This is a genomic window from Rhodococcus sp. NJ-530, assembly GCF_003860625.1.
Lineage (GTDB): Bacteria > Actinomycetota > Actinomycetes > Mycobacteriales > Mycobacteriaceae > Rhodococcus_F > Rhodococcus_F qingshengii.
The window spans coordinates 2937767-2959936 of the sequence record NZ_CP034152.1 but is presented as its reverse complement, the minus strand read 5'-3'; the positions used below and the strand labels follow the sequence as shown (position 1 = coordinate 2959936).

General features: G+C 63.8%; 16 protein-coding genes and 1 pseudogene. 10 read left to right on the top strand and 7 right to left on the bottom strand.

Annotated features, from left to right (window positions below; translation table 11 throughout):
* Positions 1 to 3 precede the first annotated feature (3 nt).
* Together EHW12_RS13960 and hemE are read right to left on the bottom strand one after the other, a co-directional pair.
* Complete coding sequence (locus tag EHW12_RS13960) at positions 4 to 1365, bottom strand: protoporphyrinogen oxidase (RefSeq protein WP_007732889.1); 1362 nt, start codon at positions 1363 to 1365, stop codon at positions 4 to 6.
* Positions 1362 to 2428 (bottom strand): annotated as a pseudogene (hemE, locus tag EHW12_RS13955) (uroporphyrinogen decarboxylase). The gene EHW12_RS13960 and the pseudogene hemE overlap by 4 nt, the downstream one beginning before the upstream one ends.
* Before the next feature lie 198 nt (positions 2429 to 2626).
* On the opposite strand from hemE, the gene EHW12_RS13950 reads away from it, so the two are divergent.
* From EHW12_RS13950 to EHW12_RS13930, 5 genes are all read left to right on the top strand, one after another.
* A complete protein-coding gene (locus EHW12_RS13950; protein ID WP_003942604.1) occupies positions 2627 to 3217 on the top strand; it encodes a DUF3000 domain-containing protein in 591 nt (196 codons plus the stop codon).
* A 60-nt stretch (positions 3218 to 3277) separates the two neighbouring features.
* Entirely contained in the window at positions 3278 to 4684 is a 1407-nt protein-coding gene (locus EHW12_RS13945) for a wax ester/triacylglycerol synthase family O-acyltransferase (RefSeq protein WP_058038720.1), read from the top strand.
* A gap of 11 nt (positions 4685 to 4695) precedes the next feature.
* On the top strand, positions 4696 to 5985 hold the full coding sequence (locus EHW12_RS13940; protein ID WP_042449928.1) for a ribonuclease D: 1290 nt from the start codon (positions 4696 to 4698) through the stop codon (positions 5983 to 5985).
* Positions 5986 to 6146: 161 nt separating this feature from the next.
* Complete coding sequence (locus tag EHW12_RS13935) at positions 6147 to 7367, top strand: thiolase family protein (protein WP_003942598.1); 1221 nt, start codon at positions 6147 to 6149, stop codon at positions 7365 to 7367.
* Positions 7368 to 9473, top strand: a complete 2106-nt coding sequence (locus tag EHW12_RS13930) for a 3-hydroxyacyl-CoA dehydrogenase NAD-binding domain-containing protein (RefSeq protein ID WP_058227946.1) — start codon at positions 7368 to 7370, stop codon at positions 9471 to 9473.
* Between the two features lie 65 nt (positions 9474 to 9538).
* Here the strand turns inward: EHW12_RS13930 and EHW12_RS13925 are convergent, their stop codons facing one another.
* Both EHW12_RS13925 and EHW12_RS13920 read right to left on the bottom strand, forming a co-directional pair.
* Complete coding sequence (locus tag EHW12_RS13925) at positions 9539 to 11110, bottom strand: GMC oxidoreductase (protein ID WP_125051011.1); 1572 nt, start codon at positions 11108 to 11110, stop codon at positions 9539 to 9541.
* A 102-nt stretch (positions 11111 to 11212) separates the two neighbouring features.
* Positions 11213 to 11764, bottom strand: coding sequence for a TetR/AcrR family transcriptional regulator (locus EHW12_RS13920; RefSeq protein WP_003942617.1), 552 nt, complete (start codon positions 11762 to 11764; stop codon positions 11213 to 11215).
* Positions 11765 to 11888: 124 nt separating this feature from the next.
* Between EHW12_RS13920 and EHW12_RS13915 the strand changes: the two genes are divergently transcribed.
* The 3 genes from EHW12_RS13915 (at position 11889) to EHW12_RS13905 (ending at position 15072) form a co-directional block, all read left to right on the top strand.
* Positions 11889 to 12905 carry an iron-siderophore ABC transporter substrate-binding protein gene (locus EHW12_RS13915; protein ID WP_054828247.1) on the top strand — a complete coding sequence of 339 codons (1017 nt, stop codon included), beginning with the start codon at positions 11889 to 11891 and terminating at the stop codon, positions 12903 to 12905.
* Positions 12906 to 12945: 40 nt separating this feature from the next.
* Positions 12946 to 13416, top strand: a complete 471-nt coding sequence (locus EHW12_RS13910; RefSeq protein ID WP_037130336.1) for an SRPBCC family protein — start codon at positions 12946 to 12948, stop codon at positions 13414 to 13416.
* A gap of 213 nt (positions 13417 to 13629) precedes the next feature.
* Positions 13630 to 15072 carry a sugar porter family MFS transporter gene (locus EHW12_RS13905; protein ID WP_125051009.1) on the top strand — a complete coding sequence of 481 codons (1443 nt, stop codon included), beginning with the start codon at positions 13630 to 13632 and terminating at the stop codon, positions 15070 to 15072.
* A 97-nt stretch (positions 15073 to 15169) separates the two neighbouring features.
* On the opposite strand, the gene dxs is transcribed toward EHW12_RS13905, so the two are convergent.
* Positions 15170 to 17116, bottom strand: a complete 1947-nt coding sequence (dxs, locus tag EHW12_RS13900; protein WP_007732868.1) for a 1-deoxy-D-xylulose-5-phosphate synthase — start codon at positions 17114 to 17116, stop codon at positions 15170 to 15172.
* A gap of 252 nt (positions 17117 to 17368) precedes the next feature.
* Here dxs and glsA point away from each other — a divergent pair, with 252 nt between their 5' ends.
* Together glsA and EHW12_RS13890 are read left to right on the top strand one after the other, a co-directional pair.
* Positions 17369 to 19195, top strand: coding sequence for a glutaminase A (glsA, locus tag EHW12_RS13895; protein WP_125051007.1), 1827 nt, complete (start codon positions 17369 to 17371; stop codon positions 19193 to 19195).
* 9 nt (positions 19196 to 19204) lie between these two features.
* Positions 19205 to 19870: an SIMPL domain-containing protein gene (locus EHW12_RS13890; RefSeq protein ID WP_007732865.1), complete on the top strand. Its 666-nt coding sequence runs from the start codon at positions 19205 to 19207 to the stop codon at positions 19868 to 19870.
* 51 nt (positions 19871 to 19921) lie between these two features.
* Here EHW12_RS13890 and EHW12_RS13885 read toward each other — a convergent pair whose 3' ends face one another.
* Together EHW12_RS13885 and EHW12_RS13880 are read right to left on the bottom strand one after the other, a co-directional pair.
* Positions 19922 to 21499 carry an MDR family MFS transporter gene (locus EHW12_RS13885; RefSeq protein WP_047269338.1) on the bottom strand — a complete coding sequence of 526 codons (1578 nt, stop codon included), beginning with the start codon at positions 21497 to 21499 and terminating at the stop codon, positions 19922 to 19924.
* Between the two features lie 74 nt (positions 21500 to 21573).
* Complete coding sequence (locus tag EHW12_RS13880; RefSeq protein ID WP_003942624.1) at positions 21574 to 22062, bottom strand: MarR family winged helix-turn-helix transcriptional regulator; 489 nt, start codon at positions 22060 to 22062, stop codon at positions 21574 to 21576.
* Between the last annotated feature and the right edge of the window lie 108 nt (positions 22063 to 22170).

Genomic DNA, 22170 nt, shown 5'->3' with positions numbered 1-22170 from the left:
GGTCTATCGTGCCACTCGCTCGAATATCCGTGTAGCCGCCGTCGTGCCGACTGCGACACACGCCGGAACCCCGACGCCGTGCAGCCACGACCCGGCCAGGGCGAGGCCGTCGAACTGCGTCATCCCGGACTCGATTTCAGCCACGATTTCCGTGTGACCTGGGGCGTATTGGGGAAGACCTCCGTGCCACCGCTGTACGAAGGTCGCGCCTGGCTCCTCGGTGATTCCGGTCACGGTCTCGAGATCGGCGCGCGCGAAGTCGATCAACTCACCATCCGGCCGGTCGACGATCTCCGATGCACCGAATCGACCGAACGACACCCGAACGAGGTGCTCACCGCGATCAGCGAGGTGTGTCCACTTTCGGCTCGACAGCGTGAACGCCTTGGCGGTCAGGTCGGCGTCGGTGGCTACCAGGATCCCTGAATTCTGCGGAAGTTCGACCTGCCCGGACAACCGGAGCGCCACCACCGCGGACGACGCCAGTTCGATCCGAGCGACGGTACTCGCAACATCCGCATCGACTCCGGCCAACAGCGCCGCCGCGCGCGGCGCCGGGACGGCCAGAATCACCGCGTCGACGCTTCCGAGCGGATCGACGTTCCAACCAGCCCCGTCGCTGCGCAACCCAGAAGCCTCGCCGCGGACGAAGGTCGCGTCGGCGGCCTGCTGCAGCGCATCGAGCAGGATGCCGTACCCGTCTCTGAGCGCTCCGAACACCGGCCCCGGTGCAGGCGTCGGCAATGCGGCTGCGACTGCATCCGTGAGGCTCCGAGAGCCCGCATCGAGGGCCGCAGCGAGTGTCGGCAAAGCTGCACGCACGCCGATGGTCTCCGCCAGCCCCGAGTACACCCCACCGAGAAGCGGATCCACCGATCGGCTGACCACCTGATCACCGAATCGCTGCGAAACCAGTTCGGCAACACTGCAATCGGAACCGCGGGTCCACTCCAGCGGGACGCCGGCCTCGGCCGCTATGCGCGCCAGGGTCTGCTCGTCGACAAGATCTCGAACCGACTCCGCCGAAGCCGGGATTCCCATCAGGGTTCCGGTCGGCAACCGATTCAGTGAGCCCTGAGACCAGATCAACGGACTCAGGCCCGCGGGATAGACGATCTGATCGGTCAGTCCCAGCTCGGCGAGAAGCGCAGGAACTTCCGGCCGACGGGCGATGAAAGCCTCGGCACCGATGTCGATCGGGCCACCGCCCAGATCAATCGTTCGCAGCTTCCCGCCCAGCCGCGGTGAGTCGTCGACGATCGTGATGTCCGCTTCGGAGCCCAGACTGCGCCGAAGCCGGTACGCGGCAACCAGACCGGAGATTCCGCCTCCGATCACCGCGACCGACGGCCGAGTCGTTGTCACAGCGAGTGCACCAGCTCCACCGCCGAGGTGATCGCCGTGGGATCGGTGTCGGGAAGAACTCCGTGGCCGAGGTTGAAGATGTGGCCGATGGCACCGGCCTCGATCGCGCGGTCCCCTTCGGCGGCGATCCGGCGCACCTCACGATCGATCACCTCGGGGCCCGCGAACAGTACGGCGGGATCGAGATTGCCCTGCAGCGCCTTACCCGGACCGACACGACCAGCCGCGACGTCGAGCGGAATCCGCCAGTCGACACCCACGACGTCGGCGCCTGCCTCCCCATCGCGCCGAGAAGTTCACCGGTGCCGACACCGAAGTGGATACGCGGGACGCCGGCAGCGGCAACCTCGGCGAACACTCGCTCGGAATGCGGGAGAACAAATTCCCGGTAATCGGCCAGCGAGAGCGCGCCGGCCCACGAGTCGAACAGCTGGACCGCGTCGACGCCCGCCTTGAGCTGCGCCTGCAGGAAGCAGATCGTGGTGTCGGCCAAACTTCCGAGCAACGCGTGCCAGGTCTTCGGATCGGAGTGCATGAGCGCTTTGGTCTTCTCGTGGTTCCGGCTCGGACCACCCTCGACCAGATACGACGCCAGAGTGAACGGCGCTCCGGCAAAGCCGATCAGCGGCGTGGAGCCCAACTCGGTAGTGAGAAGCCGAACGGCCTGCGCGATTGCGCCTACCTCTTCGGGGACCAGTCGCGGAAGTGCTGCAACGTCGGCGATGGAGCGAATCGGATTGGCGACCACCGGTCCGACGCCGGCAACGATGTCGAGATCGATTCCTGCGGCTTTGAGTGGAACGACGATGTCCGAGAACAGGATTGCCGCGTCCACGTCGTGACGGCGCACCGGTTGCATCGTGATCTCACAGACCAGCGCCGGATCGAAACAAGATTCCAACATGCCGATCCCGGCGCGGATCTCGCGGTACTCCGGCAACGAACGCCCGGCCTGACGCATGAACCACACCGGCCGTCGACTCGGAGTGCGTCCGGTCGCCGCGGCAAGCAACGGTGCGTCGGGCAAGACTCGCCGAGCGCTGTATTCCGCCGACCCGGTAATGCCTGAATTCATGTTGTCCAACCCGCTCATCAGTCCTCGCGCTCTCCGCCAACGTGTGTCTTCGATCGACTCAATGCTGCCACGTCCCACACTCGGGATCGGACACCCGAGCGGTTCGTGAGCGGCCACACACCCGAGCCACACTCGGTCGGCGCGCCTCCACCTCCCCGCCCGCATCCCCGACTAACGTCCTGACCTGTGACGACATCCGGATCGACAGCCGACCCGGCCGAGTTCCGTGCCGCCGTGGAGGCGATGACCGCTGCGCGGGTTCGGCCCGAGATAGAGGTCGGTCCCATCCGCCCGCCGCAGCGTCTCGCTCCGTACAGCCACGCGGTGGGGGCCGAGGTTCTCCACCCGGACTCCGACGTAGTGGCCGAGCAGTCCGAAGGTGACGCTTTCGGCCGCCTGATCCTGTTGTTCGATCCGGACGGCGACGAGGCGTGGAACGGCACCATGCGGTTGGTGGCGTATATCCAGGCCGATCTCGACGAAGCCGTCGCCGCGGATCCACTACTTCCCGAAGTAGCCTGGAGTTGGCTGGTGGACGCTTTGGAGGCGGGACCGGAACCTTTTGTGGCCCTGGGCGGTACGGTCACAGCCACAACTTCCGTGCGGTACGGCGACATCGCCGGGCCTCCGCGAGCCCATCAACTGGAGTTGCGAGCGTCCTGGACTGCAACTTCGTCCGAATTGGCTCACCACGTCGAGGCTTTCTGCGAGGTTCTCGCGTACGCGGCGGGGCTTCCGCCTGCCGGGATAACCACGCTGTCGCGGCAGAACGACTGACTCTGCTATTCGTTTGAGCATTCCCCCGGAAAAATACTAGAACCTGTTCTAGAATGAGTCATGCAACGTCTCAGCGGACTCGACGCGACCTTCCTCTACTTGGAAACACCGACCCAGCTATTGCACGTTTGTGGACTTGTCCTGCTCGACCCCACGACCATCCCGGGCGGCTACGACTACCGGAAGCTGCTTCGCGAGTTGGACTCGCGGATGGCCACCATGCCGACCTTCCGGCGCAAACTCAAAGATTCCCGTCTCAATCTCGACTACCCCGTGTGGGTCGACGATCACGATTTCGACATCGAGCGGCACTGCCACCGGACCGCGGTACCTGCTCCCGGCACACACGCGGAACTGGCAGAGCTCGCCGGACACATCGCGAGCCAACCGCTGGATCGTTCCCGACCGCTGTGGGAGATGTGGGTGATCGAGGGACTTGCCGACGGACAGATCGCCATCATGTCGAAGATCCATCACAGCGCTGCCGACGGTGTCACCGGCGCGAACATCCTGGCTCAGCTGTGCAGTCTCGAACCGGATTCACCGGCGCTCGTGGATCCCACAGCACAGGGTGCGGGCGACGCGGGAACGCTGGACATCGCCATCGGCGGACTCATGGCCGTCATCGCCCGACCCGCAAGAATTGCCCGTCTGGTCCCCGGCGGAATCGCCATGCTCCCGAAGTGGGTGACGCGTGCGCGAAAGGGTGAAGCGATGCCTGCTCCGTTCACCGCGCCGCGGACCTCGTTCAACGGCGCGATCACCGGTCACCGCAACGTCGCGTTCAGCCAACTCGATCTCGCGAAGGTCAAAGCCGTCAAGGACCGTCACGGCGTCAAGGTCAACGACGTGGTTCTCGCGCTCTGCGCCGGGGCACTGCGTAAGTATCTGGAGGACCGGGACGAGCTGCCGGAGGACTCCCTCGTCGCCATGGTGCCGGTGTCGGTCCACGGCAAATCCGATCGTCCGGGCACGAACCAGATCTCGGGCATGTTCACGCAACTCGGCACCCAGATCGCCGATCCGGTCGAACGCCTGCACGCGATCAGCGATTACAACGCCACCTCGAAGAACCACAACGAGGCTCTGGGCGCGAACATGCTCCAGGACTGGTCGCAGTTCGCTTCGCCGGCGGTGTTCGGCGCCGCCATGCGCGTGTACTCGTCGCTCAAACTCGCCGAGCGTCACCCCGTCGTGTCCAACCTGGTCGTGTCGAATGTGCCTGGACCGCCGGTCCCGCTCTACTTCCTCGGTGCCCAGATCAAGGGAATGTTCCCGCTCGGCCCGATCTTTCACGGAGCAGGTCTCAACGTGACGGTGATGTCTCTCGACGGAAAACTCGACGTCGGCATCGTCAGTTGCTCCGATCTGGCACCCGAATTGGACCAGCTCGCGCAAGGTTTCGGAGCCGCACTCGACGAACTGTTCGACGCTGAGGTGACAACCCCGGCCCCGACTGCGACGTAGAGTCAGTGACCATGTCCGAAGTCACCGATGATGCAACCGAGCCCACCTCCGACGTAGTTCCGCTGCTCGTTCCGCGTGACGGAGTTCCGGACGTCATCACCACTGCCGCCGGTGTCGCCGACGCCGCGGCCGCGCTGGCCTCCGGCCACGGCCCGCTCGCCGTGGACGCCGAGCGCGCATCCGGATTCCGCTATTCGGCACGGGCGTACCTGATCCAGCTTCGACGCGAAGGAGCAGGATCGTTCCTGCTCGACCCGATTCCGACAGCGCAAGACCTGCAGCCGTTGGCCGAGGTGATCAACCCGTTGCAATGGGTGCTGCACTCTGCCGATCAGGATCTCCCCGGCCTCGCCGAACTGGGCCTGACGCCGGCCGAGCTGTTCGACACCGAACTGGCCGGACGACTGGCCGGGTTCGAGCGAGTCGGACTCGCCGCGATCGTGGAACGAACCCTGCGAGTGGAACTTCGCAAGGGTCACGGGGCTGCGGACTGGTCGACACGTCCGCTGCCGGACGCCTGGTTGAACTACGCCGCCCTCGACGTCGAAGTGCTTCTCGAACTGCGCGACGCAATGGAAGCCGAACTCGAATCCCAAGGCAAGCTCGAGTGGGCGAAGGAAGAGTTCGAGTACATCCGTCTGGCCGGCCCGCCCAAGCCCAAACCGGACCGCTGGCGTCGTACGTCGCACATCACCTCACTCAAGACCACCCGTCAGTTGGCGGCGGTACGGGCGCTGTGGCAGGCGCGCGAGGATCTCGCACGCAAGCGCGACGTGTCTCCGAGTCGGGTTCTTCCTGACTCCGCGATCATCGATGCCGCTCTCAAAGATCCTCGGTCGTTGGACGCGCTCCGCTCGCTTCCCGTCTTCGGCGGACCACGTCAACGCCGTTATTCGCGTATCTGGATGGATGCACTGGAAGCCGCGCGCAAGCTCCCCGACAGCGAGCTTCCGCCGAAAACCCCGCCCATCGTCGGGCCGCCCGCTGCCGGTCGCTGGGCCCGCCAGGATCCAGCGGCGGCTGATCGGTTGACCGCGGCGCGCGCAGCACTGTCGGACCTGAGCAAAGAGGTTTCGGTGCCCGTGGAGAATCTGCTCCAACCCGACCTGGTCAGGCGCCTGTGCTGGGACTGGAAACTGGAACCCGACTCGGACATCGCCGAAGTCGAGACTGCGATCGAGACCAAGCTCACTTCCGGTGGCGCACGTGGCTGGCAACGCACTTTGACCGTTCCCGTCCTCGCCGAGGCACTGAACTCCGTGGTCCCGGCCGAGCCCGAAGTGGAAGAGCCGGAATCCTGACCTGACCCCGGTGTGAGGTTGGAGCAATTCGGCACGTTAAGTTACCGGTCAGTAATGGGCAGTAGTACGCTCGATACGAGGCCGGACGCCTGGCCGTGATCGCCGAACCAACGTCTCACCGCCCTTCGGTGCGGTGGGCAGCTCCATCAGGAGGAATTCGCGTGGCTCCATCCACAAACAACCAACGCAACGTCGTCTTCGTCGACGGCATTCGCACCCCGTTCGGCAAGGCCGGCCCGAAAGGCATGTACGCCGACACGCGCGCAGACGATCTCGTCGTCAAGGCGATTCGTGAGCTGCTTCGCCGCAACCCGCAGCTCGATCCCGCACGGATCGACGAAGTTGCCGTTGCAGCCACCACGCAGACCGGCGACCAGGGCCTGACCATCGGCCGCACCGCTGCGATCCTCGCCGGTCTCCCCGAAACCGTTCCAGGATTCGCCATCGACCGCATGTGTGCCGGCGCGATGACCGCCGTCACCACGACCGCGTCGGGCATCGGCTTCGGCCAGTACGACGTCGTGATCGCCGGTGGCGTCGAGCACATGGGTCACCACCCGATGGGTGAGGGCGCAGACCCCAACCCGCGTTTCCTCGCCGACCGCCTGGTCGACCCGAGCGCCCTCGTGATGGGTAACACCGCCGAGAACCTGCACGACCGGTTCCCGACCATCACCAAGGACCGCACGGACGCCTACGCCGTCAACAGCCAGAACAAGTACGACGCTGCCAAGAAGGCCGGCTTCATCGCCGACACCCTGGTCCCCGTCGCCACCCGCAGTTCCGCGGGCTGGGGTCTGGCCACCGAAGACGAGCCGCCGCGCCCCGGAACCACCGTCGAAGATCTCGCGAAGCTCAAGACGCCGTTCCGCCCGGCCGGACGCATCACCGCCGGTAACGCAGCCGGACTCAACGACGGTGCCACCGCAGCACTGCTCGCCGGTGAGGACACCGCAGCCGAGCTCGGCCTGCCGGTCGGCATGCGCATGGTGGGCTTCGCCTACCAGGGCGTCGACCCCGCCGTCATGGGCATCGGCCCGGTTCCCGCCACCGAGAAGCTGCTGGCACGCACCGGCCTCAAGATCGAGGACATCGGACTCTTCGAGATCAACGAGGCGTTCGCCGTTCAGGTCCTCGCGTTCCTCGAGCACTACGGAATCGCCGACGACGACCCGCGCGTCAACCAGTGGGGCGGCGCCATCGCGTGTGGCCACCCCCTCGCTTCCTCGGGCGTTCGCCTGATGACGCAGCTCTCCCGCCAGTTCGCGACACGCCCCGACGTGCGCTACGGCTTGACCACCATGTGCATCGGCCTCGGCATGGGCGGCACCGTCATCTGGGAGAACCCGAACCACGCTGACTACCAGGCAGGAGTCAACTAAATGTCTGATATTGCAACAGCATTCGCCGACGAGGTCGTGACGAACGCCTACACGAAGATCATCTCGGTCCCCGGCATCGAGGGCCCGTTTGCACTGATCACCCTCGACAACGGCTTCGACCACACCAAGCCGTCGTCCTTCGGTCCCGGCGGACTCGCAGCATTCGACGCCGCCCTCGACGAAGCCTTTGCCGCCAACCCGGTTGCCATCGCCGTCACCGGCAAGCCGTTCATCTTCGCCGCCGGCGCGGACCTCAAGGGTGTTCCCGCGATCACCTCTCGTGAGCAGGGACTCGAGCTGGGCCGCTTGGGCCACAAGGTGTTCCGACGCCTGCGTGAGTCGTCCGTTCCCACGTTCGCCTTCATCAACGGTGTCGCTCTGGGCGGCGGCCTCGAGGTCGGACTGCACAGCCACTACCGCACGGTTGCCGCCAATGCGGGCGCACTGGGTCTTCCGGAAGCATTCCTCGGTCTGGTCCCCGGTTGGGGCGGAACGCAGTTGCTCCCCAACCTCGTCGGCCCGTCGAACGCCGTCACCGTGGTTATCGAGAACTCGCTGAACCAGAACAAGGTGCTCTCCCCCAAGAAGGCACTCGAACTCGGCGTCGTCGACGTCGTTCTCGATTCCGCCGACTTCATCGAGCAGTCCCTCGCCTGGGCGTCGCAGGTCCTCGCCGGCACAGTGTCCCCCGCTCGCCCCGAGATCGATCGTGGCCAGGGCTGGGACGACGCGATTGCTCGTGCGAAGGCGATCGTCGACGGCAAGACCAAGGGCAACGCTCCCGGCGCCGTCAAGGCCGTCGAGTTGCTCGAACTGGCTCGCAGCACCGACATCACCGATGCCGCCTCGCTCGACAAGGGCTTCGCGGCCGAGGACGAGGCTCTTGCCGATCTTCTGCTGACGGACGAGCTCCGGGCTGGTCTGTACGCCTTCGATCTGGTGAACAAGCGCGCCAAGCGTCCCGCCGGAGCACCCGACCGCTCGCTCGCTCGTAAGGTCAGCGGCGTCGGCATCGTCGGCGCCGGCCTCATGGCCAGCCAGCTCGCGCTGCTCTTCGTCCGCCAGCTCAAGGTGCCGGTCATCCTGACCGACATCGACCAGGAACGCATCGACAAGGGTGTCGGCTACGTCCACACCGAAATCGAGAAGCTCCAGGGCAAGGGGCGCCTGTCCCCCGACGCTGCGAACCGCCTCAAGGCGCTCGTCTCCGGTTCCCTCGACAAGGCCGCGTTCGCCAAGACCGACTTCGTCATCGAAGCCGTCTTCGAGAACATGGACGTCAAGAAGAAGGTCTTCGCGGAACTCGAGCAGTTCATTGCTCCCGAAACCATCCTCGCCACCAACACCTCTTCGCTCTCCATCACGGAAATGGCGTCCGGCCTCGAGCATCCCGAGCGTGTGGTCGGCTTCCACTTCTTCAACCCGGTGGCCGTTCTTCCCCTCCTCGAGATCATCAAGGGCAGCAAGACCGATGATGCCACTCTCGCAACGGCTTTCGCCACCGCGAAGTCGCTGAAGAAGTCCGCCGTCCTCTGCGGCGACAAGGCCGGCTTCGTCTTCAACCGCCTCGTCACCCGCACCTTGGGTGAGGTCATGTCCGCCGTCGACGAAGGCACCCCCTTCGACGTCGCAGACAATGCCATCGCCGAACTCGGCATGCCCATGTCGCCGTTCACCTTGCTGGCCCTCGTCGGACCCGCAGTGGCACTGCACACCGGGGAGACCCTGCAGGAGTCGTACCCGGACCGGTTCAAGAGCTCACCCGGACTCGAAGCACTCGTCGAGGCCCGCAAGCCCGGCGTGTGGACCTGGGGCGAGAACGGTCAGGCCGTCGACCCCGAGGTCGCCGCACTGTGGCCGCAGGGTGACAAGGTGTCCACTTCGGAAGAGGTCCTCGAGCGCACACGTCGTGCATTTGCCGAGGAAATTCAGATCATGCTCGACGAGGGCGTCGTAGCGGCAGCCGAGGACATCGACCTCTGCCTGCTGCTCGGCGGCGGATTCGGATTCTGGAACGGCGGCATCACGCCGTACCTGGACCGGACCGGTACCTCCGAGGCCGTCAACGGCAAGCGCTTCCTCGCGCCCGGTGTTGCCAGCGTCTGAGTCAGTCGATCGACCCGTCACGGACGGCGCGCCTTCGGGTACGCCGTCCGTGACGTTCTGCAGGCTCAGAAGAGTGTTCCCACATCGTCTTTCACGATGTTCTCGAGCGCGCGCTCCGCGACGGCGGCGATGGTCATCGACGGATTGCACGCAGCGGAGTTTCCCGGCAGCAGAGCGCCGTCGAGCACGTACAACCCCCGCTGGCCCAGAACCCGCCCATCAAGATCGCACACCGAGTTCATGCAGGCACCGCCGAGGGGATGCCAGGTGGACGGCAGTAACGCGTTGGTGTCGGTGAGCAGTCCTCCTGCCGCGATCTGCTGGGCGGCCGGCCCGATGTGGCCTTGCTGGATCGCCGAATCCCCGTCCTTCGGCCAACGGAGCACCGCCTCACCCCGCGCTGAGTCGTACACGAACCGACCTCGGTCGTGGCTCACACCGAATCCGACCATCACCGTGCTGTGAGCGTCGAACGCCACCGGCGGGAACGACGCCTGAATGACGGTGAACGCATTATGCGGGTCGTCCCAGTTCCGGCTGCCGTAGACGACCGGCCCGCCCTGCGTCGCGCCGAAATTCTCGGCGAGATCCGACCAGATGTAGATCCGATCGGCATTGGTCCCCCACCCTGCGCCGAGCTCGTCCGGCAGATCCGTGATCCGCCCCGTTGCCGCGGCGCGGACCAGGAGTTTGGTGGTGTTCATGCTGCCGGCAGCCATGACGAGCGCATCCGTCGTCAAGATCTTGTTCTCGAGAATCTTGCCGGAAATGTCGGTCCGGTCCACGTACACGCGCCACCGTCCGTCGGCAGCCCGCTCGACATCGGTGACCTGGTGCAGAGTCTCCACATTCACCAATCCGGTCGCTTCCGCAGCCGCAATGTAGGTGACATCCACCGAATGCTTGCCACCGTTGTTGACACCGAGCGCGCCGTCACCGTTGGTGTAAGACGGCTTCATCTCACCCCTCAGTTCGGCCAACGCGAAGTTCCAGTCGATCGGCATCGGAATCTTCGACACGGGTAGACCGGAACGCGTTGCGTTACGCGCGAATACACGTGCCGCCTCGTAGTTCGGGCTGGAAATCAGTTCGTCTGGTGCAGTTTCCACTTGCAGCATCCGTGCCACCCGCGGGTAATGGACGCGGCCCATTCGTGCGTAATCGAGCTCCTCCGGAAAGTGCGTGTTGAAGACCGCTTCTTCCGGTTGCAGCGTCATCCCTTGGTACACAAGCGATCCGCCGCCCACACCGGCTGCGCAGATCGCGGTCATGTTCTCACCGGTCACCGTCTCCAACAAACCCGCGTATGGCTCGAAGATCGCCGGCCTGCCGAACAGAGTCGGGTTGGACTGATGCCAGAGGATGCGCTTGTCCGGGCTGGCGGGGTGCGGGAAAGTTTCGGCATTCGGCCCGGTCTGCCACCGAATCCCTCTCTCCAGCAAAGTGACCGGAACCCCCGCCTCGGCCAGGCGAAGTGCCGTCACCCCGCCGCCGAACCCCGATCCGATAACCACGACACGGTGCACTTCACGTGTCAGCGGAATCCCTGTTGCAGCCCTGGCAGTGCGTGGCGCCATCATCGCGACTCCCACGGCGGCCGTACCGGCCAAGAACGATCTACGTTTCACTCCGGACATGACTGGTGCTCCCTCGAAGAATGTCGCCAGAGAATTCCGGGCACGCCAAAACTAGACACTCTGACGCTCGAGTGTCAAGGTTTTGGCGGAGCAGGCAAGGAACTACGAGGTCGACCGGATTGCGGGCCCGAGCCACCTCGAGAGAAAGGCCCGCAAGGAGTCGTCGGAATGTACGAGGTCACTGTCGAATGCAACAACCGAAAGCCCCAGTCGCACGGCAATTTCCACTATCTCATCCAACTCCGCCTCGGTGGCGAGGCCACGTTCGACCATAGGGGTGAGCATCTGACCAGCGAAAGGTATTGCTCGACTCATCATTTCGAGATCGAAGACAGGGTTTCCCCGCTCGGCGAGGAGCAGAGTCGCGAGCACCGGGTGAGCACGCACGGCAGTTCGCGCGGCAACGATGAATTCGACGACGTAATCACACGCCGTGTCGACCGACTCCACCTGTGCCGTGATCTCCCCGAGAACCTCGACAGCGAGACCGCCCATCGCCTGGGAGACGACCTCCTCACGTGTGCCGAAAATCGAGTACACCGTCTGGCGCGAGACACCGGCCGCGGTGGCAACTGCGGCAATGTTCACAGCCTCGAATCCGCCACCTTCGATCAGCCCGAGGGCGGCGCCGAGAATCTTCTGCTGTGATCGCACGAGGAAAGTATTGCCCACCGAAACGGTGCACTGAGAAACGCGGTCCAGATCCGACTCCCACCTGCATAAACGGCACAATCGGTTTCGTTTGGCTGCCGAAATTCAGTAGGTTAGGCTGCCCTTCATGAAAACTTCTGTTCGGGGCTTCACTGCCCTCGGTGCGGCTGCAATCGCGGTCACCGCACTTGTCTCGTGCTCCTCGGATTCAGGCACATCCACGCCATCCCAAGGTACGGGCGGATTCCCCGTCAGCATCGAGAACACCTTCGGCACCACGACCATCGACTCGAAGCCCGAGCGCCTCGTCACCCTCGGATGGAACGCGCAGGACATCCTGTACGCACTCGATCTGACTCCGGTCGGACAGCCCAAGTACACCTACGGCGCGGACGACAACGGCGTCATGCCCTGGGCGCAGGACTACTTCGACGCGGACAAGACAACGCTCTTCGACATGCCGGCCAGCGGAGAACCGCCGATCGAGTCCATCGCGTCGTTGACCCCCGACGTCATCCTCGCGCCGTACGAGGGCTTCGAGGAATCCGTCTACAACCAACTGAGCAAGATCGCACCGACGGCCGCCTACCCCGGCGCGGCCTGGCAGACATCCTGGCAGGACCAGACCCGCATCGTCGGCAAGGCAGTCGGCAAGAGCGAAGAGGCCGACAAGCTCGTCGACGGCCTCGACGCGACTCTCGCCGATACCGCCACAGCCCACCCGGAGTTCGCCGGAAAGACATTGGCAGTGGTCAACTTCGACACCGATTCGAGCAACATCAACGTCTATCTGCCCACTGATCCGCGGGTCCAGGTGCTGACCGAACTCGGGTTCGTCAACGCACCGGGCGTCGAGAAGCTAGCCGCGGACAATGCAGGTGGATCGTTCTTCAAGACGATCTCCTACGAGAACATCGCCGACATCGACGCCGATGTGATCGTCGGCTTCACCGACGGCTCCGGTGATCCGTCCGGCATACCCGCAGTCGGTGGACTCGGCGCGGTCAAGCGTGGATCCACCGCATTCCTCAGCGACACCCGGGTCATCGGCGGACTGAGCAACGTCAACGTCCTGAGCACGCCGTGGGTCCTCGGCCAGATCACACCGACGTTGAGCGAAGCCGCAAAGCGCGCCTCCGCCTAGAAAAGATGCAGTGTCGGTCACGGTCTTTATGCTCACCTGCATGGCCGAACTTTCGATCTCCGTAACCAGGCACGTCAACGCACCGGCGGACACTGTGTGGCAGGTCCTGACGGACCTCGACAACGCTGCCGACACCCTCTCCGGCGTGATCCGTATCGAACGGCTCGCCGGAGAGGGATACGCCGTCGGCACCAAGTGGCGTGAAACTCGGAAGATGATGGGCAAGGAAGCAACCGAGGACATGTGGGTCACCGAGGTCGAGGCTCCCACCCGCACCGTCGTCAAAGCCAACTCCCACGGCATGAACTACACGAGTGGGTTCACGCTGAAGCCTGACGCCACAGGCACGATCCTCGAGATGTATTTCTCCGGTGAATCCGAATCCACTTCACGTATCTCGAAGATCTTCACAGCGGTATTCGGTCGGTTGGGCGCGCGGGTGACCCGGAAATTCATGGCGAAGGATCTCGAAGACATCGCAGCAAAAGCCGAGCGTCTCTCGGGCGAGTAAAGCACCCTCACCTGCACTTACCATATTGTTTGCATAATAACTGCAATCAATACGACATCACTGTGTCCAGCTGATTCGCTGCGGGAATGGACTCAGCTGGGTAACGGCGCGTGAGTCCCCGCCAAATCTGCCCGGGTGGGCGTAGCGTGCAGAGTGCTCGCGGATGGATCGGCGCATCGGGGTGTCGACCGTAGGGCCTTTGAGGGGGCAGGAATGGCATTCAGCGGAACCGCCTCCGGCGGTGGATCCGGCGCTACTCGCGCCGACGTCGGACATGCAGTGCTCTTCGCCGGCGCCGCCGCGCTCGGCGGTTTTCTGTTCGGATACGACACCGCAGTCATCAACGGGGCGGTCGGTGCGATCCGAGACAAGTACGACATCGGCGCCTCGGGCACCGGGCTCACGGTCTCACTGACTCTGCTCGGCGCAGCACTCGGCGCCTGGATCGCAGGCACACTCGCCGACCGACTCGGCCGCATCCGCGTCATGCAGATAGCCGCGGTGTTGTTCATCATCGGCGCCGTAGGCTCCGCAATTCCGTTCAGCGTCTACGACCTCACGTTCTGGCGCGTGGTCGGCGGCCTGGCAGTGGGTTTCGCGTCAGTCATCGCCCCGGCCTATATCGCGGAGATCTCCCCCGCCGCGATTCGCGGACGTCTCGGCTCGATGTACCAACTGGCGATCGTTCTCGGAATCGCCGTGTCGCAGTTGGTCAATTACGCCCTCCAGGCCGCGGCCGGTAGTGATCGCAATCAGATCGCAGGCCTCGAAGCCTGGCAGTGGATGCTGATGCTCGAGGCGGTTCCCGCAGTCCTGTACCTGATCATGACAACCACGATTCCCGAATCTCCACGGTTCCTCGTGGCGCAGGGCAAGGACGATCGTGCTCGCAAGATCATCTCCGATCTCGAAGGTGGAGATCACGACGCCGTCACCGAACGCATGAACGAGATCCGCGAATCTCTGACGGAGAAGCAAGCCAAGACCACAGTCCGCCAACTCTTCTCGAAGCGACTCGGGGTCTCCCATCTGGTGTGGGTCGGTATTGCACTCGCCGCATTGCAGCAGTTGGTCGGTATCAACGTGATCTTCTACTACTCGAGCACCCTCTGGCAGGCGGTCGGATTCGGCGCCGACCGATCCCTGCTGATCAGCGTCGTGAGCGCCTTGGTCAACATCGTCGGTACATTTGTCGCCATCGCCGTCATCGACCGGGTCGGTCGAAAGCCGCTGTTGTTGGTCGGTTCCGCCGGTATGGCCATCTCACTGGGCACCGCGGCGTTCTGTTTCCATTCGGCAACAGTGACCAAGAACGAGATCGGCGAATCTGTGGCCACGCTGACCGGAGCGAACGCGACTATCGCACTTATCGGTGCGAACGCATTCGTATTCTTCTTCGCTCTGTCCTGGGGCCCGGTGGTCTGGGTGTTGATCTCCGAGATGTTCCCCAACCGCGTGCGTGCTGCAGCAGTAGGAATTGCGACCGCCACCAACTGGGTCGCGAACTTCCTGGTCTCCTGGACGTTCCCGGCACTGGCCGATTGGAATCTGTCGTACACCTACGCCGGCTACGCCGTCATGGCAGTGTTGTCGCTGTTCGTCGTCCTGAGGTTCGTGAAGGAAACGCGAGGCAGCACACTCGAATCCGTCCAGTAGCGAGCTCTCACGATTTCACCGAAAGCGGTGGCCCTCGGATTGATCCGTGGGCCACCGCTTTTCGAGATCGTAGTGAAGATTATCGTGAGACGAGCTGTCAGCCTTGCGCGACTTCACCTTGAGCCGACGCCGAGGACGCGTCTTCCTGGACGTGGACGCCGACGCTACCCATCCCCGCCACCCAGCCGGTGATCTTGCGGGAGAGGTCCTGAGCCGTGAGTCCGAGTTCCTTGTGGATGGCCTCGCGGCTGGCGTGATCGAGGAACTGCTGGGGAACGCCCATGTCGCGGCACGACGTGTGCACTCCGGCTGCCCGCATCGCGGCCGAGACCGTCGAACCGATGCCGCCGTGCAGACCACCGTCTTCGATGGTGACCACGAGGGCGTACTTGTCCGCCATCTTCACCAGCGAATCCGCGACCGGCAGAACCCACCGCGGATCGACGACGGCAACCGAGATGCCCTGCTTGTCGAGCCGCTCGGCAATCTCGAGTGCCAGGGATGCAAACGGGCCCACCGCGACGAGGAGCACGTCGCCGCGCTCACCCTCGCTGGACTTGAGAACGTCGACCATTCCGTCGAGTCGCTTCACGGCCGGAATCGCTTCGGGTACAGCGCCCTTCGGGAAACGAACGACGGTTGGGCCGTCGTCGACGAGAAGCGCCTCGTCCAGCTCTTCCCGCAGTGTGTCTGCGTCACGCGGTGCCGCGACGCGGATCCCCGGGATGATCCCGAGCAGCGAAAGATCCCAGACGCCGTTGTGGCTGGCGCCGTCGACTCCGGTGACCCCGGCGCGGTCGAGCACGACTGTCACCGGTTGTTTGAGCAGTGCGACGTCCATCAACAACTGGTCGAAAGCCCGATTGAGGAAGGTCGAGTAGATAGCTACGACGGGGTGAAGTCCGCCCAGTGCAAGACCGGCGGCCGAGGTCATCGCATGCTGCTCGGCGATACCGACGTCGAAGATCCGATCGGGGAACTTCTCACCGAAGGCCGCGAGGCCGGTGGGCCCGGCCATCGCCGCGGTGATGGCGACGATGTCCTCACGACGCGAAGCCTGCTCGATCAACGCGGCCGAGAAGACCGACGTCCAGTCCGGCGCGGACGACTTGGTGCCGCGACCGGTGACGGGATCGATGACACCGGTGGCATGCATCTGGTCGGCCACGTCGTTCTCGGCGTGTGCGTAACCGTTGCCCTTACGCGTGACGGCATGCACGATGACCGGTCCGCCGTAGGCCTTTGCCCGGCGCAATGCCGATTCCATGGCGGCTTCGTCGTGTCCGTCCACCGGTCCGAGATACTTGATACCCAGATCGGTGAACATGACCTGAGGGCTGACCGCGTCTTTGAGACCCGCCTTCATTCCGTGCAGGACGGAGTACGCGGTGCGCCCCACCCAGGGCAGTCTCTTGACCATGCGTCGGCCACTGTCGAGGGCGCGCTCGTAACTCGGCGCAGTGCGCAGTGCCGAGAGATGGTCGGCGAGTCCGCCGATGGTCGGTGCGTACGAGCGACCGTTGTCGTTGACGACGATCACCACCGAACGGTCCTTGCCTGCCGCGATGTTGTTGAGAGCTTCCCAACACATTCCGCCGGTCAGCGCGCCGTCACCGACGACGGCAACTACGTGGCGATTCTGACCCGTCAGCGCGAAGGCCTTCGCGAGGCCGTCGGCATAGGACAACGCGGCGGAAGCGTGAGAGGACTCGACCCAGTCGTGTTCGCTCTCGGCGCGGCACGGATACCCGGACAGTCCACCCTGCTTACGCAGAGTGTCGAACTGATCCTGACGACCGGTGAGGATCTTGTGTACATAGGCCTGATGGCCCGTGTCGAAGATGATCGCGTCCTGCGGCGAGTCGAAAATTCGGTGCAGTGCGAGGGTCAACTCCACGACGCCCAAGTTGGGCCCGAGGTGACCACCGGTCGCAGCGACCTTCAGCACGAGGAACTCACGAATCTCGTCGGCCAACTCCGTCATCTCGGCGTGGCTCAACTGACGTAGATCGTCAGGACCCTGAATGCGGGCAAGAACACCCAACGAGATCGCTCCCTCCGTGCTTCACAGCTGCACCGGTGCGCGCCGCGGCTGTCTTCGCGACAGTGCTGCCAGTCTACGGAGCGTTCCGGCGAACCGACACGCGGACTCGGCCCGATTCCGGTGTGACTTCGCGTAACAGCGAAATCCCGCGGATCGCTCGTGATCGCAATCACAGACAAATGGGATCCGTCGCGATCGACTCGGCAACTCTTCTTCCACAAAACGACCGCCATGTCAGCTTAAGGTCGACGTATGGGAACTGTGGTCGACGACCTGATAACGCGAGTGTTCGACGAAGTCCGATCACTCGACGAAGGCGAGTTGGCCGACTACATCCCCGAACTCGCGGCGGTCGCCCCCGATTCGTTCGGAATCTGCATCGCCACCGTAGACGGTTACGTCTACGAGATCGGTGACTCGCGAATCCCGTTCACCATTCAGTCGATCTCGAAGCCCTTCACCTACGCCTTGGCTCTCGCCGATCGAGGAAGCGAGGCGGTTGCCGCGAAAATCGACGTCGAACCATCCGGCGAGCCGTTCAACGAAATCAGCCTCGACCCGCTCACCGAACGGCCACGAAACCCCATGATCAATGCCGGGGCTATCACCGCTGCATCACTGGTTGCCGGACCGAATCCCGAGGCCCGCTTCGAGCGCATCCGCTCGGCGTACTCGCGATACGCAGGCCGCGAGCTGACCTTCAACGAAGCCGTCTACACCTCCGAGGCCCGCACCGGTCACCGCAACCGTGCGATCGGCCACATGCTGCGATCCTTCGACGTCATCACCGGCAATCCCGACGAGGCCGTCGACCTGTATTTCCGTCAATGCTCGATCGACGTGACCTGCCGCGACCTGAGTCTGATGGCTGCGACGATGGCGAACAACGGTGTCAATCCGCTCACCCACGAGCGCGCGCTGGCACCCGCAGGCGTCGAACAGGTCCTCAGCGTCATGGCTACGTGCGGAATGTACGACGGCGCCGGCAAGTGGCTGGTAGAGGTCGGATTGCCGGCCAAGAGCGGTGTCGGCGGCGGAGTGCTGGCGGTTCTGCCGGGCCAGATCGGCATCGCCGTGTACTCCCCCAGGCTCGACGTTCACGGCAACAGTGTTCGCGGAGTTGCTTCTGCCCGGGCACTGTCGAAGGAACTCGAACTGCACTTCCTCCACGTGACGCGGGCGTCACGCTCGTCGATCCGGGCCAGATACAGCGTCATCGAAGCACCGTCGCGAGTACGACGCACCCCGACCGAACAAGCCGTGCTCGACGACGTCGGCAAGCGCAGCCGGGTCTACGAACTGCACGGCGATCTCCTCTTCACCGGTGCCGAATCGGCGGTCCGCGAAATCGGCTCGGTGGACGAGGGCCTCGAAGTTGTCGTCATCGACGTCCGCCGCGTCGACGACGCCAGCGACGTCGCGGTACGCATGATCACTGCGCTGCAGGTTCAGCTGGCCGCGCAGGCTTGTGCTGTGGCCGTCGTCGATCCGCAAGGACTGCTGGGACAACGAAGTTCGAGCATCGACCCCGCCAGAAGAAGTGGTCGGGTTTTTGCGGATCTCGATTCCGCCATGCAGTGGTGCGAAGACACGCTGCTTGCGGTGCATTGTGAGGCCGATCGGCAGGCGTCGACGATCTCGATCGAGGACCACCCAGTTCTCGATGCTCTGTCCGCGGCGCAGATCGAGGGATTCTCCGCAGAACTGGAGACGCGAACCTATGCCCGCGGCGAGAAGATCGCCCGCCGAGGCGAAGCGGCCTCGGGGTTCTATCTGATTCTCAGTGGCCAGGTCAGCACCATGTTCACCGACGCGCACGGGGTCGAGCACCGCATCACGACGCTCTCCGCCGGAATGACGTTCGGCGAGATGACGATGTTCCTCGACACTCCGTTCCTCAACGACATCCGCGCCGATTCCACGGTCACCGTGGCCGTGCTGACTCCGGAGCGATATGCAGAACTGACCGCACAGGCACCCGAGTTGAAACTTGCGCTTCTCGAACGACTGGCTGCGGGCGCCTACGAGCAATTGGACCTGATGTTGCGGAGTGTCATATCCGCCGGACGAATCGGATAGGAACCACACGTGCCCACCACCGCCTTCACCTCGGATCCGTCCACTGTCACGGTAACCGGAACCGCCACTGCAACAGCTGTTCCCGACATCGTGCGATTGACGATCGGAGTATCGGTGACACAGACGGCCGTTTCCGACGCGTTCGACGCCGTCGCGCGTCTGTCCACTGCCCTGACCGAGACCCTGCACGCGCGCGGTGTGCGCGGAGCGGACCTCACCACCGCCGGGCTGAGCGTCCATCCGCAGACTCACTGGAGCGACGGAGGCCGCCAGGAGACAACAGGATTCACGGCATCGACAACTTTCCGAGTCGTACTGCGAGAGCTGGAGCCGGAAGCGGCGAACTCCCCCGCTGCCGTCATCGCGGCATGTGTATCGGTGGGTGGCGACGCGATTCGGCTCGACGGACTGGAGTTCGATCTCGACGACCGCAGCGATCTGGCGACAAGAGCACGCGAATTGGCCTGGACGGCAGCCGAATCGAAGGCCAGACAGTTCGCAGACCTGGCAGACAAAGATCTGGTCGAAGTCCTCGAGGTGCTCGAGGACTTCGACCAGATCGTGCCGATGCGCGGACGTGTCGCGGCGATGAAAGCGGATTCGGCCCCGATAGCCGTCGAACGCGGAGAGATCGAAGAATCGATCTCGGTCCGCGTTCGATGGGCTATGGCGTGACAACAGTAATTCAGAAGACGCGGCCGGCAGTAGACCAGCCGGGCTTGCGGATCAGCGAGTGAGGTTCTTCTCCTCGTTCTTCTCTTCGCGTTCTTCTTCGAACTTCTGCTCGGCGTCGGGGGTTGCCATGTCGATGGTGGTGCGCAACGGACGGTTCGGGATGAAGATGACCGACACGAGCGTGACCACGGCGACGACGGCTGCGACCAGGAAGATCCGTCCTGTTGCGTCGCCGTAGGCGAACCGAACGATCTGCGAGACGAAGTCAGGCATATTGCTCAGGTCGAGGCCGTCCTGGAGGCTCTTTCCAGCTACTGCCTGCTGCTCGGGCGGCAAGGTGGAGACCGAATCGACTGTCAGTGTCTTGACGCGGGTCGCAAGAATCGAACCGAGCACCGACACGCCGATCGCGCCGCCGAAGGTGCGGAAGAACGCCACGATACTGCTGGCCGCGCCGATGTTCTCGACGCTGACCGTGTTCTGCACGGCGAGCACGATGTTCTGCATCAGCATGCCGGTACCGAGACCCACGATGGCGATGAAGATTCCGATGGTCCAGAGGCTGGTTGCGTGGTCGATCGTCGACAGCAGCCCGAAACCGACCAGCAGCAGAACTGCGCCGGCGACGATGAAGGGCTTCCACTGACCGAACTTGGTGATCAGCTGGCCCGAGCCGACCGAGGCGACGAGCATGCCTGCGACCATCGGAATGGTGAGCAATCCGGCTTCGGTGGGATCGAATCCGCGTGCGGTCTGGAAGTACTGCGTCAGGAACGTCGTCGCGCCGAAGAGGCCGACACCAACCGCGATCGAGGCGATGATCGCGAGAGCCGTGGTGCGCTCGGTGATGATCTTGATCGGCAGGATCGGATCCTTGACCTTGGATTCGACGAACATCGTCAGGCCGAGCAGGGCCAGACCACCGATGACGAAGAAGGCCGACTCCTTCGAGAACCAGGCGTAGTAGTCGTCCTGACCGGCAAACGAAACCCAGATCAGCAGGACGCTGACACCGGCGGTGAGCAAGGTGGCGCCCATCCAGTCGATGGAGACGTTGTCCTTCTTCACGGTCTCGACGTGCAGTGTGCGCTGAAGCAGGAACAATGCGATGACTGCCAGCGGAACACATACGTAGAAGCACCAGCGCCAGCCGGCAGTGTCCACGAGGACGCCGCCGAGGATCGGTCCACCGGACATCGAGACGGCCATGGCCGCACCCATGTATCCGGAGTAGCGACCGCGATCTCGCGGCGGGATGATCGTGCCGATGATGGCTACGACGAGAGCGGTCAGACCGCCCATACCGATGCCCTGGATGACACGCGCACCGAGCAGCAACGGAACGTTGTGCGCCGCGCCGGCGATGACCGAGCCGATCACGAAGATGACGATCGCGGTCTGGACCAGGACCTTCTTGTTGTAGAGGTCGGCAAGCTTGCCCCAGATCGGCGTCGACGCCGCGGTGGCGAGCAACGCTGTCGTGATGATCCAGGCGTACTGCGTCTGAGTTCCGTGCAGTTCACCGATGATCGTGGGAAGCGCTGTGGAAACGATGGTGCTACTGAGCAGCGCGGTGAACAGCGCTGCGATGAGTCCGGTGAGTGCTTCGAGAATTTCGCGGTGAGTCATCGCGCCCGCTTCGCGAGCCGATCCGTCACCTCCGGTACTTGCCCGGGTTTCTCCTACTGTTGCTGCCATGTGCCTTATCTCCCAATACTTTCTACGCCCGTGTGCGGAACTGCCGGTGAGGCCTGCCGATTCGATGCGCCGAACGTCTCGTTGAGACGTTGCAGCGATGTCACTGCGGCCATGGCCTCTTCCTGGCTCCAGTCTTCGAGCATGTTGCGCAAACGCGCCGCACGCCGCTGCGTGGTTCTCCGTAAAACGTCGTGTCCCTCTTCCGATACTCGGATGCGGAACGCCCGCTTGTCAGCCGGATCGGGATTTCTCTCGACATACCCAGCGTCGACCAGATCCGACATTTGTCGGCTGAGCGACGACTGACTGACACACAGATCGACGGCCAATTCGTTCTGTCGGCACTCCCCACGCGCTGCCAGCATGAACAACACACTGACCAGCGCAGGCGGCAGCAGGCTGTCTGCACCGGTGGTGACCGCGGCTCGCAGCGATCTGCCGAACATGAAGATCGTGTCGACGAGCGCTTGGGCCGTCTCCGGCTGTACCGACATTGCCTACCCCTGAATTCGAGTGGCCCGAACGAGCCGTGACTTGAAAACGGAAAACTACTTGCAGAACGAAACTATACGATTAGTTGCGTAATGCAAGCAACTGTTGTG

What these genes read in the sequence shown, in the direction of transcription:
- EHW12_RS13945 (WP_058038720.1), top strand. Translation starts at nt 3,278, where the DNA reads ATGCAACGTCTCAGCGGACTCGACGCGACCTTCCTCTACTTGGAAACA.
- EHW12_RS13940 (WP_042449928.1), top strand. Translation starts at nt 4,696, where the DNA reads ATGTCCGAAGTCACCGATGATGCAACCGAGCCCACCTCCGACGTAGTT.
- EHW12_RS13930 (WP_058227946.1), top strand. Translation starts at nt 7,368, where the DNA reads ATGTCTGATATTGCAACAGCATTCGCCGACGAGGTCGTGACGAACGCC.
- EHW12_RS13925 (WP_125051011.1), bottom strand. Translation starts at nt 11,110, where the DNA reads ATGTCCGGAGTGAAACGTAGATCGTTCTTGGCCGGTACGGCCGCCGTG.
- EHW12_RS13915 (WP_054828247.1), top strand. Translation starts at nt 11,889, where the DNA reads ATGAAAACTTCTGTTCGGGGCTTCACTGCCCTCGGTGCGGCTGCAATC.
- EHW12_RS13910 (WP_037130336.1), top strand. Translation starts at nt 12,946, where the DNA reads ATGGCCGAACTTTCGATCTCCGTAACCAGGCACGTCAACGCACCGGCG.
- EHW12_RS13905 (WP_125051009.1), top strand. Translation starts at nt 13,630, where the DNA reads ATGGCATTCAGCGGAACCGCCTCCGGCGGTGGATCCGGCGCTACTCGC.
- glsA (WP_125051007.1), top strand. Translation starts at nt 17,369, where the DNA reads ATGGGAACTGTGGTCGACGACCTGATAACGCGAGTGTTCGACGAAGTC.
- EHW12_RS13885 (WP_047269338.1), bottom strand. Translation starts at nt 21,499, where the DNA reads ATGACTCACCGCGAAATTCTCGAAGCACTCACCGGACTCATCGCAGCG.
- EHW12_RS13880 (WP_003942624.1), bottom strand. Translation starts at nt 22,062, where the DNA reads ATGTCGGTACAGCCGGAGACGGCCCAAGCGCTCGTCGACACGATCTTC.